The sequence below is a fragment of the Mycobacterium lentiflavum genome, from assembly GCF_022374895.2.
GTDB classification, from domain to species: Bacteria; Actinomycetota; Actinomycetes; order Mycobacteriales; family Mycobacteriaceae; genus Mycobacterium; species Mycobacterium lentiflavum.
The window spans coordinates 3298037-3311874 of record NZ_CP092423.2 but is presented as its reverse complement, the minus strand read 5'-3'; the positions used below and the strand labels follow the sequence as shown (position 1 = coordinate 3311874).

At 63.7% G+C, this 13838-nt stretch carries 8 protein-coding genes; all 8 read right to left on the bottom strand.

The genetic code is table 11. From position 1 onward, the window contains the following. Positions 1-45: 45 nt before the first annotated feature. On the bottom strand, positions 46-3699 hold the full coding sequence (otsB, locus tag MJO58_RS15520) for a trehalose-phosphatase (RefSeq protein ID WP_239719961.1): 3654 nt from the start codon (positions 3697-3699) through the stop codon (positions 46-48). Then, a complete protein-coding gene (locus MJO58_RS15515; RefSeq protein WP_090609110.1) occupies positions 3696-4697 on the bottom strand; it encodes a 1-phosphofructokinase family hexose kinase in 1002 nt (333 codons plus the stop codon). Before MJO58_RS15515 ends, otsB begins: the two co-directional genes overlap by 4 nt. 926 nt (positions 4698-5623) lie before the next feature. Beyond that, the gene (locus MJO58_RS15510) at positions 5624-7174 is read right to left on the bottom strand and encodes an MCE family protein (protein ID WP_239719959.1); all 1551 of its coding nucleotides are present in this window, start codon (positions 7172-7174) and stop codon (positions 5624-5626) included. Next, complete coding sequence (locus tag MJO58_RS15505) at positions 7168-8352, bottom strand: virulence factor Mce family protein (protein ID WP_239719958.1); 1185 nt, start codon at positions 8350-8352, stop codon at positions 7168-7170. The genes MJO58_RS15510 and MJO58_RS15505 overlap by 7 nt, the downstream gene beginning before the upstream one ends. Next, on the bottom strand, positions 8349-9929 hold the full coding sequence (locus tag MJO58_RS15500) for a virulence factor Mce family protein (protein ID WP_239719957.1): 1581 nt from the start codon (positions 9927-9929) through the stop codon (positions 8349-8351). Before MJO58_RS15500 ends, MJO58_RS15505 begins: the two co-directional genes overlap by 4 nt. Then, on the bottom strand, positions 9926-11470 hold the full coding sequence (locus MJO58_RS15495; protein WP_090609105.1) for a virulence factor Mce family protein: 1545 nt from the start codon (positions 11468-11470) through the stop codon (positions 9926-9928). The genes MJO58_RS15500 and MJO58_RS15495 overlap by 4 nt, the downstream gene beginning before the upstream one ends. After that, positions 11467-12507 (bottom strand): virulence factor Mce family protein, encoded by a 1041-nt coding sequence (locus MJO58_RS15490; protein ID WP_239719956.1) that lies wholly within the window; start codon positions 12505-12507, stop codon positions 11467-11469. Before MJO58_RS15490 ends, MJO58_RS15495 begins: the two co-directional genes overlap by 4 nt. Continuing rightward, positions 12504-13838, bottom strand: coding sequence for an MCE family protein (locus MJO58_RS15485; RefSeq protein ID WP_239719955.1), 1335 nt, complete (start codon positions 13836-13838; stop codon positions 12504-12506). Before MJO58_RS15485 ends, MJO58_RS15490 begins: the two co-directional genes overlap by 4 nt.

Below are 13838 nucleotides of genomic sequence, written 5' to 3'. Positions count from 1 at the left end.
CCCTTGCCAACTCGATCGACCAGAAGCAACACTCGGCGGCAAAGATCAACCGGGAAATCGGACGGTGGTCCCGGGCATCAGTTGAACTACTCGACCGCGGCACTCCACTTCGACTCCGGCGGCGTCGCGTGGATCCACACTGATGATCACGCCCTTTCCACTGACTCGCAGGTGCAGGTGCAGACCGCGGTAGCGGATCGGGAATGCCAGCACGCCAAGTTCTTCGGGCCAATACGGCGAGAGGATGATGCGATCGGACCGGGTTTCCATCCCAGTGAAGCATCGCTGCAAGAGGTCGACGCTGCCGGCCATGGCCGCCAGATGGATGCCTTCAGACGTGGTGCCGCCCTGGATATCTGAGACGTCGGACTTCAGTGCCTGTCGGAAAAACTCCATGGCGTGACTGCGGTTGGCCCGGGCGAGCACCCAGGTATGCACGACACCGCTAAGCGTCGATCCGTGCGACGTGCGGGCCAGGTAGTAGTCAACCATTTCCGGGACCTTGTCGGGGATGAAGTGATAGCCGAGCCGGTCGAGGAGCTCACACAACTCTGTCGCGGACATCAGGTAAAGCAGCATGAGGACATCGGCTTGCTTGGACGCCTTGTACCGGTTCACGTCGTCGTTTTCCGCCTCGAGGATGCGGTCGAGGCGTTGGATATTGCCATACCGCTGCCGGTACCCGTCCCAGTCCAGTTCCTCCAACTCGCCGTATCCCTCGAACTGGCTGATGATGCCATCGTGGAACGGGACGAACATCTTTCGGCTGACCTCGTCCCAACGCGCCAGTTCCGCATTCTTCAGTCCGATTGTCTCGAGCAGATCGAGTCGGTTCGGCAGCGGTAGCAGTTTCAGTGCGTCGAGGGCGCGCATGATCACCCAGACCGCCATCACGTTGGTGTACGCGTTGTTGTCAATCCCGTCGTAAGGCGCATCGGGGTAGCCCGAGTGGAATTCATCGGGCCCGATGACCCCTCGGATGCTGTAGCGATCGCGTTCCTCGTCGTAGTCGGCCCTACTCACCCAGAAGCGTGCGATCTCCGCCAGCAGCTCCGCGCCGTAGTCGATCAGGTAGGCGAGGTCTGCGGTGACCTGATAAAACTTCCACGCGCTGTAGGCGACGGCGATGCCGATGTGGTGCGCACGAGCGCTCCCGTCGGGGTTCCACCGGCCGCTGCGCGGATTGAGGTGCAGGCGTTGGCTTTCCTCGCGCCCGTCGCTGCCGGATTGCCATGGGAACATCGCACCGGAGTAGCCTGCCGCCCGGGCGGCCTGACGCGCCTCCGGCAGGCGCCGGTAGCGGTATCCCAGCAGCGACCGGGTGATCAACGGCAGCCGCAAGTTGAGTACCGGAAAGATGAATAGCTCGTCCCAGAAGATGTGCCCGCGATATGCCTCGCCGTGCAGTCCGCGGGCCGGTATCCCGACATCGAGGTCGCAACTGTTGGGGGAGACCGTCTGCAGCAGATGCAGGAGATGCAGCCGCAGGATGCGCGATTCGTCGGTGAAGTCTTCAAACTCGATTGACAGGCGCTCCCACAGATGTATCCAGGCGTTCAGATGCCCGTCGCGCAATTCGGCAAATCTGCCGAGTCGGCTCAGCCAGCGCTCGGCATCGACAGCAGGTTCGGACGTCGCGGCGTCTCGCCCGGTGAAAAGGGTTACGGTCTTCTCCACCATCACCGTCTCACCGAGTGACAGTTCGACGGCAATATCGTGGCCGATTTCTGCTCCCTGGTCGACCAGGCGATAGGTGGCCGGGACGGGAGTCCCGTCGCGCCACACCACGCTGCGCGCCGCCATGGCAATGGGGATGCGTGATTGGGTCGTCTGAACTGACAACAGTACGGAATTGCCGGAGATCTCTCGTTTTTCCACCAACCCAAGATGACGGTTGGCCAAATCGCGATACCGCTCCACCAGCGAGTTTGTGACATCGCCGTCCAGCGTCGAGCGAATCTCGATGGTCCCTGACCAATCCTCGGCGACGATCGTCGTCTGCAGAGCGCCGACGTGGGGCATGTGCATCGCCGCGAATCGTTGCTGGGTCAGCGAACTGGTGCGTCCCGCGTCGTCACAGAAGCGCACCTCCCTGGTCAGTATCGCGCCGCGAAGGTCGAGCGTCTGCCGGTAGGACAGCACCTTGACCCTGTCGATGTCGAACCAGCTGCCGCCGTCTACGCGGAACGTCAGTGCATGCCAGTTGGGCAGGTTGACCAGACTCTCGTTGTCAATTTCAGCGCCCGAAACATCGTCGACGAGACGGTTGTAGACACCGGCGGCATACGTCCCCGGATAGTGCACCTGGTCGGCCTTCGATTCGGGCGCTGCGCCGCGGGTGGCGAAGTAGCCATTTCCCACCGTGCATAGCGACTCACGAAGCTTCTCGCTCTGCGGGTCGTAGCCGTCATAGGTGAAATCCCATGCTTTGGAAGACTTCTGATGTTTGATCGCCAGCCAATTCGACCCGCGCTGAATGAACTCCCGCACCTCATCGGGACTCCGCAGAGCGAATCGGGCCGCCGTCTTTCGATCGCCATCCTCGTCGTGCCGCACCACGATGCCGATGCCGTCGAATTGGATTGCGTCGAAAGCGTCTTCGTCGGTGAGGTCGTCGCCGATGTAGATCGGCAGCAGGGACCCGGTCGCGTCGATGCGATCGCGAATCCAGGCCAGCGTGGTCCCTTTGTTCCAGGCGATGTCCGGCCGCAGCTCGACCAGCATCCGTCCGTTGGTCACGCGTAAGCCATCTCGCTGTCCGAGCTTGTGTGTGGCAGAGACGATCCTGCCGATGTGCTCCGCTGCGACCTCGCGGTAGTGAACCGCGACGGCGAAGCGCTTGTGTTCCACGCGTACTCCGGGAATTTCAGCCAGGCTCTTGCCTAACTCGGCGGCCGCACGCTCCAAGACATCGACGGCGGCTGCGGCCGCTTCGTTGCAGTGGTATGTGCCGTCCGGCCCGGTCAGCTCAAAGCCGTGGCTGCCGGCATACCAGATACCAGGTATGGGTATCCGAGCGCGGATATCGGCGAGGTCGCGGCCGCTCAGGATGGCGACGGGGCATTGCGACGCCAAGCTTTCCAGCGCCTTCGCCGCTCCTTCGACGAGGGTGGCGGAATCGGGGTCTGCAACGATGGGGGACAAGGTTCCGTCGTAGTCGGCAAACAACACCGGTTCTCGCGCGCCGAGAACGCCGATGATCTGACCGTATGACTCCACCGCACTGGGGAGCTTCGAGATCCGCTTGTCGCCTGCGCGGACAGCGACGTCCTTCAGATCCGCGACCACGACGTCGGCCCCGCGCCCCAATAGTCGGTCGGGATCCCCGGAGCGGTCGACACCGATGGTAAGCGCAAAACCGCCGTCCTGAGCCGCCGATATCCCGGAACCGGCGTCGTCAACGACGACAGACCGTTGCGGGCGCACGCCGAGTCGGCCAACGGCTTCCGCAAGGAATGCGGTAGGGATGCCATCGACACTGACACCGAAAAGGCCATCAATTCCGGCGCACTTTAGGAGCTGTTGAGCGTCTGTGCGCAACGAATAGACAGCGGTGGCGATCCCGACCTCGAGCAGTCTTTGGACCAGATTGATCGTCGACTCGAACAGCCGAACACCGTCAACGTCGGTCAACAAAGCGTCGAGGTTGAAAATCACGGCGTCGTGGTAGCGCGGGTCCACGGTGACCAACGCCGTCATCGCGATGTCTTTACTCGAGCGGACAACCATCGGGCACGGTCGATATCTATGGGGTCGGCGACCATCTCGAAGAGCCGCTCGACATCTTCGCGGAGGCACTGCGCGGTGCCAGGCGTCAGCAGCATGGCACCGCCGGCAGCGATGCCCAGTCGCACCGCCTTGTCGAGTTGCCAGCCGCGCTTAAGGCCGACGGTGATCCCGGCGGTCATGGCGTCTCCGGCGCCCACACCGCTGCCGGAAGGCACCTCTACAGCTGAATAACGTTGGCTTCCAAGCGGTGTGGCGAGCAGAGCGCCCTCGGACCCGAGTGACACGACGACGAATTGGGCGCAGCCGCGGTCGATGAGTTCGTGTGCCGCGGCCAGCTGCTCTGACTCGCTGATGAGTTCTCGTCCGACACATTCGCGTAGTTCTCGCACGCTCGGCTTGAGCAGATAGACGCCGGAAGAGACATGTCGCAGTCCGGCCCCTGACGTGTCGAGAATCAGCGGTGCATCGCGCTCGCGACAGATGTCGGCGACCCGCTGATAGAAGTCGGCAGGCGCTCCGGGCGGCAGGCTGCCGCTCGCCACTACGAAGTCCGCGGATCCTGCTGCGGCGCTAAGCGTGTCGAGGCACTCGGTCAACTCGACATCGGTGAGCCGCGGGCCTGGGAGCACGAATCGGTACTGCTTTCCGGTGGTGCGCTCGTCCACGGTGAAGCTTTCCCTGGTGGAATTAGCCACGTTGATCCGCCGTACCGGAACCCCGGAGGCAGCGACAAGATCAGTCACCTTGTCGCCGGCATGGCCGCCCGCTGGAAAGACGGCCAATACCGACTCGCCGAGCACGTGGGCGATTCTCGCGACGTTGATTCCGCCGCCGCCAGGATCGTAGCGGGGCAGCCCGCAGCGCATTTTGTCGGTGGGGATGACCCGATCGGTGTCCGTGGTGATGTCGAGTGCCGGATTCATGGTCAGGGTAACAATTCTGGTTCCCGACTTCGCCGGTGCCTTCATTGCCATGAGTTCTGCCTTGTCGGAGGAGTAGTCGAGCTGCACCCCGAATCCGACCAGTTCACCGACGCCGGCAATAGGGACGGAAGTCCCGCGTCCGGGGGCCGTTCGTCGGCGCTGAATTCAGCGACGGTCCGGATGCCGGGTCTCCTGGTGTCGGGCCATCGGCCGTCACGCTGAAGACACTGATAAGGGCCGTCGTTCCTGGGCTGACACAATGCGAGCAACCAGCTCGCCGCCACGGATGACCTCAATCGTCTGCCCTGCCGCAACCCTGTCGAAGTAACGCCCCGCGCGCTTTCGCAATTCGTCAAGCTCGATTTGCCGACCACCGTCCGCCGGGATCGCCGTTATCCCCGAGTCATCGGCCGACACGATCCGCGCCAGCAACCGGCCGCCACGGACAACATAAATCGTCTCCCCAGCCGCAACCCGATCGAAGCACCGCCCGGCCCGCGTTCGCAGTTCGTCAAGCCCGACCCATCCACCGGTGTCCGGTGCAACGGGTTTGACAGATCCCGCTGGAATCGGAGCCACTCTCCAGTCGCCGACCGACACGATCCGTGCCACCAACTTGCCGCGCCGGACGACATCGATCGTCTCCCCGGCGGTAACCCGCTCGAGATACCCACACGTGTTACTCCGGAGTTGGCCCAGGCCAATCACTTCCGGCATTGCGCTCCGATCTCTGCAAGTCAGCGGCCGCGGTTGCACCGCGCACTCGGAGCGTTTCCGGCCGTTTCGCGCGGTCGTATCAAGTATATGACTGTACGTGCGGTCAGTGTCAACGTTCCGAGGTTAGTGAAGAATTCGTACGACGCGCTTCGCGTGCTGACCAGTGGCGCGCCGCCGAACGGGGTGCGGGATTTGGGCGAAAAGCGTTGCCAGTGAGGATGATTGAATGCATGTAACAAGGTGACGACCTGGATTCAGCCGGGTGGTGCCAGCATGTCCTTCCACCCGTCGTCGCCCGTTTTGGTCGAATTTTGGACGGAGTACTTGACACCGTCGGGCCCCACCAGTTCACCGCTTTGTGGACTGTAGACGGCCGGGGGAGGGGCGCTGGGAGCGTAGACGCAGGGATTCGGCTGTTGCCCATTGCATTGCACCGTCCCCGACCCCGGCCGCTGCAGGACATCGCTGATCGGCGGCGGTGTTCCCGCTACCCGGTCGGAAGGCGCCGGGTTGAGGCCGTTGTCGATCGACGGTGCGGGCATTACCTGGCCGGGTTTCACCGGCTGGTCGCAGCGCGCCGCGGGCGCCGGGCAGGTCAGGATTTGGTTCGGGTCGCCGTACCAGGGGTTGGTGCCCGACGGAACGTAGGGCTTGGGGTCGCGGCACTCCCGCGGGGTGGCGGCGCGCTTGCCGGGGACGTCGACACACGGGAGGTTGCGCGCACCGCGCACGGCGTTGGCCGCAGCGTCCTGCGGGATCTTGCAATACGTCCCGGACGGCATCGGCGCCAGGCTGGTATCCGCCGGAGACCGCCACTGCGATGCCGGCAAGAAGCCGGTCAGGCACGGCGGGGGTTGGTTGATCGTCAGCGAGGTGCCCAGCGCAGCGTAGCCCGGGAAAGGCGTCGTCACCGTCTGGCCTTCCGCTGCGCCCTGCGGATATGCCACCAGCAGTTGCTCGACGCCTTTGTGGTAGCGCTTGAGCATGTCCAACACGATCTCGAGATTCGCCAGTGTCTGCGGCAGCGACTCCCGGACGTCGTTGAACACCGCATCGATCTGATCGGCGGTCGGCGCGGCGTGGGTCAAAATGCTTTGCACCTGCTGGTCGTTTTCCGCGCTCTGGCCGGCCAGGAGGTCCAAATTGTGCGACCAGCGTTGGATTGAATCACCGGAATCGACCTGGCTGTCGATGATCGGCCCGGAGTTTCGGATCACGTCGTCGACGTCGCCGATGTTGGTCTTGAAGTCGCCGGCGATTGCCTGCGTCGCATCGACCAGGCGTTGCAGCGCGGGGCCCAAACCTCCTACGGCTTGCGCTGTTTCGTCAAGCAGGGAGGCGATCTTCTCCTTGGGCAGGGCGGCGAGCCCGCGGTTGGCCGCGTCCAGTGCCGGCCCGATCTCCGTGGGCACGCTGCCCTTGGTAACGGTCTGTCCCGGCGCGAAGTACGTGCCCGGGTTGCCTGCTGACACCAGATCCAGATACTGCTCACCGACCGCGGACACCGAATGCACGTTGGCCGACGCGTCGGTCGGGATCTTGTAGCTGTCGGCGATACTCATGGTCACTCGCGCGCCCGTCTCGGTCGGTTCGACCGCGGTCACCGTGCCGATCGTTTCACCGCGATAAGTCACGTTGGCGGTTTTGTACAGACCGCCCGATGCGGGCAGGTCCGCCTTCAGCGTGTACCGACCAATCCCGGCTGCGGTGGGAATTTGCAAGTAGTACCACCCCAAGGCAATCGCCGTGATCACGCTGAGGATGGTGAAGATGATCAGCTGGCGCCAGATGAAGCGCGTCAACATTGCCTATCCGCCCTTTCGACGAGCGGACCGCCCGGGGCATCGTTGGGGTTCGGCGTGTATCGGACGTCGGGGATCATCGTTTCGGGGTCACGGCCCCACGACTGCTCGAGCGCGCGCAGCCCTCCGGAGAAACCGGTCCCGGTGAGGATTGCGTTGTCGACAGAGCTGAGGGTCAGGTCGAGCGTCAGCGAAAGGTTGAAGTAGTCGCCGCGGAACGACTTCGGCACGGCGTCGACGTCGAACGGCCGGACGAGGATCAGCTTGAGGGCGCGGATCAGATACGGCGAGGCTCGGCCGAGTTCACGCAACGGGCATTGCAGGGACAGCAGGTCGGAATGCAGGTCGCTTCGCGAGCCGGAAAGATATTGGTCGGCGACTGCGCTGAGCCGTCCTGTCGCATCGACCGCGTCGACCAAAAGCTTCTGCTTGTCGGCGAAATGCTTTAGCAGCGGCGGGAACTCGGTGAGAACCCGATCCAAGACATCCGAGCGCGAGCTCACGTACGCCAACAACCTATCGGTGGAATCGATCGCTCGAGTGATGTCCTCGCGTTGCTCGTCGAGTCGGGCAGTGAAGGTGTCGAGCTTGCCCAGGAAGGAGTGGATCTGCTCGGCCCGCCCGTTGAGGATGTTGTAGACCTCGTTCTGCAGCACTTCGAGGTTCGGGATACCCCCGCCGCGCAAGATCAACGCCAGACTGGCCAGTGTCTGCTCGGTCGTGGGGTAGGCGAACGAATTCATCAGCGGGATGGTGTCGCCGTCCCTAAGCGGCTCTGCGGACGGGTTGGGCGGGGAGGTCAGCTCAATATGTTGGGAGCCCAGGAGGCTTGTCTGCCCGATCTTGGCGGTGGCGTTCTTGGGCAACTTGACGTTCTTGTCCAGCCGCAGCGTGAGCGTGGCGACCCAGTTTTTCAGCTCGATCGCGCGCACCGTGCCGACAAAGACGTCGGCCACCCGGACCCGGCTGTTGTCGTTCAGCGCCAGCGTGTCGGGCATCTGGACGTAGATGGTGTAGGAGCCGGGCCCGCTCCCCGGGCCCCCGGGCATTGGGATGTTCGCGATTCCGTGCCACTTCGAGCACGACGTCAGCGTCACTGCGGTCGCGAGCAGGGCCAGCCCCTGCCACGCGCGGTGGCGGCCGCGAGAACTCCACGCGCGCAACGTGGTTGAGCCTCTCACGAGCCAGGTCCTGTCGACGCGGCCGCCTGCGCGGGCGGTGGTGGTCCAGGTGGCGTCGGTGCGACCGGTCCCGGGATCACACCCGGCGCCGGTGGCGGTGGCGGAATCGGCACCTGCGGTGGATTCTGCCCGATGACAGGCGCTATTGGGTTCTCGTCGTAGGCATTCGGCGGTCCGGGCGGTGTCTGCAGCCCAGACGCCGGGGGCGCGATGTCAGGGCCGCCCATCAGTTCGGCCAGCGATTCTGGGGTCAACAGGCCCCCCGTGATCGGGCCCACCTGGACGCCCTGCATTCCGGGCGCGACAACCCATCCGGGCTGGGTGTTGCGGTGCGACAAAGGCGTATCGGGCACCCAGACCCCAGGAACGGTGGTGTCCTTGTACCCGTTCGGCGGTTGCAACCGGGGCTCGGAGTAGGCGACTTCCTTGGGCAGCGTCTCGGCCGTGCTGAACAGGTTCAGCCCGAACGGCAAGTAGTTGAACTTGATCGCATCGAGAATCGGCGCCAGGTACTGCGCACACAGTTCGGCGGAATCTTGATAACCCAGCCTGCTGCCGGCCTGAATCATGCTGCACATGAACTGCATTGGATTCGCGAAGTTCGGGATTGCCGGAATCGACATGACAGCTCCGTGCGTTGGGTGGTAAATCTGGCTGAGATTGGTCTCCAGCGTCGGCAGTACATGCAGCGCGGTCTCCAAACCATTCAGCGGCTCCGGTTGTACCAGCGTCGTGGTCAGGTTGGCGAGGTTAGTGATGTCATGCGCGAACACCCCACGGTTCTTGGCCAGGAACGGGCGCAGCGTCGAGAGCAGGCCATCGAATTGCTGTATCGCCGTGGCGAGTTCGGTGTCCGACCCGGTCAACTTGTCGGTGAATTGAGCCAGGTTGCGGTTCAACGCGACGAATTGTTGGTCGTCTTTGTGCAGGGCGTTGACGAACAGTGCCAGGCTGTGCACCACCGCGAAGAAGTCGCCACGGCCCTGATTCAGCGCGGTGAGCGCTTGGGACAGGCTGTTCAGCGTGGCATTGATCTGCTTGCCCTTGCCGGCCAGTCCGTCGGCATAAGCCTCGATGAGGTCACCGAAGGGACCCTTGGGCTGCTCGGGGGTCGGGCCGAGTTTGTTGATGGTGTTGGCGACGCTCTCGCGCAGTTGGTCGAACTCCGTCGGCACCTGAGTCCGCTCGATCGGGATGACCGCGTTATCGGTCATCACCGGGCCACCCTTATACGGTGGCTCTAATTGAATGCTCCTCGATGCCACCAGTGTTGGGTTCACGACCACGGCGGACGCGTTGGCGGGCACCTTGTATTTGTTGTCGTAGTGAAACGTCACCTTCATCTTGCCGCCGGCCGGCTCGATCTTGTCGACTGAACCCACCCGAACGCCCATGATCTGGACTTTGTCCCCGGAATAGAGCGCATTCGCGGTCGGGAGATAAGCGACCACGGTGTTTGTGGTCAACTTCTGGTAGAGCCGCCACCCGGCGAGCCCAGCGGCGAGGGCCAGCACCAGTACCAGCGCTCCGATCACGTTGCGGAGCCGCAAGCGGCGGAAAGCGAAGATGTTACTCAATTCTGGCTGCCTCCCGTGATCCCGCTGCCACCCGTGCCGCCGGTGTTGATGAACGGGACCGGTAGCTGCTGCCCGGGTCCCGGCGGCGCGGGTGCCCCCTGGGGCGGCCCGGGCGCGAACGTCGACGGTGCCGGCTGCAGGTTCTCCGTGCGTGCCCCCGGCGGCGCATTGAGTGGCAGCGGCACCGCAGTGCCCGGGACGTCCGGCGGCGGCTCACCCGGGCGCCCGGCGATCGGGATCCCTGGTGTCGGTGGCAGTCCGTTCGGGTTCGGTGGTGAGGTCTGCACGTCGATCGGCGCCGGGAAACTACCGCCGAACGGCCCGGTGTCTATTCCCATGCAGGGCAGCGGGTTCCACGGCCGCGGCGGCACCCCGGGCGCCGGAACGTATGAACACGCCGTTCCCGGTGGGACGGCCGGCCCCGGATGATCCGGGGTGCCTTCGGACACCGGGGGTGCGGGCGGCGGCGCGCCGTTGGGGAACCGGGTGCCGTTGGGGTCGGGCCAGCGGAATGCGGGCAGGCCGGCGCTGCGCCAGAAGTCCTCCGGGTCGATCCCGCGCTTCTTGAACGCGGCGTCGACAGACGGTTGCAAGACCCAGTACGGCAGCAGATTGGACAGGACGATCTTGAAGAACGGTCCGGATGCGACGGATTCGCCCAGTGATGCGGCGAATTGGCTTACGTACGTGAGAGTTTGAGCCAAATCATCCTTGCGCGCCACCAGCACATCGCTGAGAGCACGCAACTGCTCGAGCACGCGATTCAGGTTCGGGTTGTCGTCGATGAATCCCTGCACCTGCGTCGAGAAAGCCGAAATATTCTGCAGCAGTGCGTCGATGGCCCGGCCGCGTTCGTTGAACGCGGCCAGCAGCGTCTTGGCGTTGACGAGCAGCCGGTTGATCTGTTCGCTGCGGTCACCGAGCACGCTGGCAACCTGGTTGGCCTGAGCGAGCAGATGCTTGATCGCTTCGTCGCGCTTGCCGATGGTGTCGGAGAATTTGGCTAATCCGTCGAGGGCGGGGCTCAGGTGCGGGTACGTCTGATCGATGGTCTGGGACAACACGTTCAGCGATTGCTTGACCCTGTCGATGTCCCAGCCCGCGGCGGCCTTGTTGACATCGAAGACCGCGTCGTAGAGCTGGTAGGGGGTGGTGCTTTGGCCCAGCGGCAACACACCTCCGGGCCGCAACGTCTGGGTTCCGCGCGGCTCGATCTCGAGCACCTTCTTACCCAGGATGGTGTCGGTCTTGATCGCGAGCCGGCTTTCGGTGCCGATGGTGTTGGCGCCGATGGAGAACTTGATCACGACGTGGTCGCCGTCGATGTCGAGCCCCTGCACCGTGCCGACGTTCACACCGCTGATGCGCACCTTGTCGTTCTTGTTCAGTTGACCGGTATCGGTGAACTGCCCGTAGTAGCTGGGACTTGCGAACAGCATCGGGACACTGGTGAAGCTTTGGCCGACGGCGACGACGAGAGCGAGCACGGTGATGCCCGTCAGCCCGACGCGGCCGCGGTTGAAATCGGTCAGCGTTCTCATTGCGGTGTGCACCTACCCGTGGGCTGCTGCCACAGCCTGACCGTGCGAACCGGGCCGCCGGGCTGCAGTCCGTTCCACTTGATCGTGAGGTCGCAGAGGTAGAAATTCACCCAGTCTCCGTAGAGGCCGATGCTGCGTCCGATCAGGTTGAGGGCTGTCGGAGTCTTGCGGATCAGATCGTCGAGCTGATCGCTTCGGTCGATGAGCGGCTGCTGCAGAGCCTGCAGGTAGTTGATCTCCTTGTGCAGCAGAGCGCGGTCCTCGGCCAACAGGTCGGCCACCGTACCGGCGGCGTTGCTGATGTTCGCGGTGCCCGCCGCCAGCGGATCGGCGTGATTGGCCAGCCCCGAGATCAATTTCTCGAAATTGTCGACGGTTTGGTCGAATTCCTTGCGATGCCGAACCGTGGTGTCCAGCACGATGTTCAGGTTCTTGACCACCTCGCCGATTGCCTGGTCGCGTTCGGCCAGGTGTGCGGTCAGCCGTGCGGTCTGGTCGAGGATGTCGTTGATCGTGCCGCCCTGACCCTGAAACACAGTGATGATGGCCGACGCGATCGTGTTGACCTTTTCCGGATCGAGCGCCCGGAACAGCGGTTTGAAACCACCGATCAGGGCATCGAGATCCAGCGCCGGTGACGTTCGAGACAGCGGGATGGACCCACCCGGCGGCAGGACCCGGTCGGCGGCCTCACCTTCGCCGCGTTTGAGCTCCAGATAGCGGTCGGCGAACAGATTGAGGTAGCGGATCTGCGCGGTCGTGGACTGATAGAGCGGTATCGAGCGATCGACGGCGAAGTCCACTCGCACCCGCGTGCCGCCTTGCACCAGCTGCACCTTTTTGACCTTGCCGATTTCGACTCCCGCTGCGCGGACGAATTGGCCTTCCTTCAGCCCGGTGGCGTTGCTGAATTCCGCGGAATAGCTGTTGGTGCTGTTGAAGCGCATCTGACCGAACACCACAACGATCGACATGGTGATCAGCAGCAGCACCAACGAGACGGTGCCGAGCTTGATGGCGGGTCCGGTGATTTTCATGGGTTGATCGTGTTGTCCCCGACCTGGCGGCCCCACACGTACTCGATTGCGTACGGGGAGCCGGTTTCTAGATGGTTATATGGCGCGAGACTGGCGCCGGTGTCCACCACCAAGGACGGTGCCGGCCACAGGTCATGGGTGATGGCCTGCCAGCAACCCGGCGCGCCCCCGGGGCCGCCTCTCGCGTTTACCCGCGGCAGATTGTCGGGATACACATAGGGATTCGGTGCCCCGCCCACCACACCGGCGAGCCCGAGGAGCCCCATGGTGGCCGCGGTGCCGGCCAGCCCTGGGAGGGTCAGCAGGCCTCCCAACCCTGACGTCAGCTCCGTCATGGTGTGCAGCGCGTAGCCGTTTCCGCCGCCCGTTGTCTCGTAGGCGTGGGGCTCTTCGTCGTAGTAATTGCGGATGGTGCAGAAGATTTCGGGGCTGTAGGTGTCGAGCAGCTGCGCGGTGGGCGCCAGATCGGCGGTCCCGCGCTGCAGATAGGGCCCGCCTCGCCGGAAGATGTCTTCGCCCGTGTTGCCCAATCCGGCCGCGGCCAACAACGCGGCATCCAGGTCGGATTCCTGGCGGTGCAGCGTACGTGCCGTGATCACCGAGTTGTTGAGTGCGTCGAACAGAGCCGGTGCTGCGTCGGCATAGGTGTCGCCCAGGGCCGCCAATTGTTGGATGTCGTGCCGGATCTGGGGCATCTGCGGATTGATATCGTCGAGGATCGCGTTGCCGTTGACGATCGACTGCCCGAACTTGTCGCCCAACCCGGTGAATGCGGCCGCGGCCGCGGCCAGCGTCAGGTTCACCTTGACCGGATCCACCTTCTCCGTGATCGAGTTGAGGGTCTCGAACAACGTATTGAATTCCGTCGTCACCGATCGTGCATCAATCACTTGATTCGGTGTGATGCGTTGTGGTGAAGGGCTTTTCGGCGAGGTAAGCGACACATACTTGTTGCCGAACACCGTGGTGGCCTTGATATTGGCGTCCACATTTGCCGGAATGAGCTTGACGTATCTCGGATTGACATCCAATACGAACTTGGCTGCGGGGACACCGTCACGTTCGATCTCCGAAATGCTGGACACCCGACCGATTTCCGCGCCGTTGTAGGTGACCTTCGAACCTGGATCCATCACCAACCCGGACCGGGGAGCCAGCATCGTCAAGGTCGTCTTCGGCGAGAGCTCGCCCCGGAACTGCAACCACACGAGAGCCAACACCATCGCCGCGACCGCCAAGAACACCGCAGCCGCGGTCTTGTACGGCGGGATGCGCGGCCGATTCTCCTTGATTCTCGGGGCGGGGGCTGTCGGGGTTGTCGGGGTTGTCAT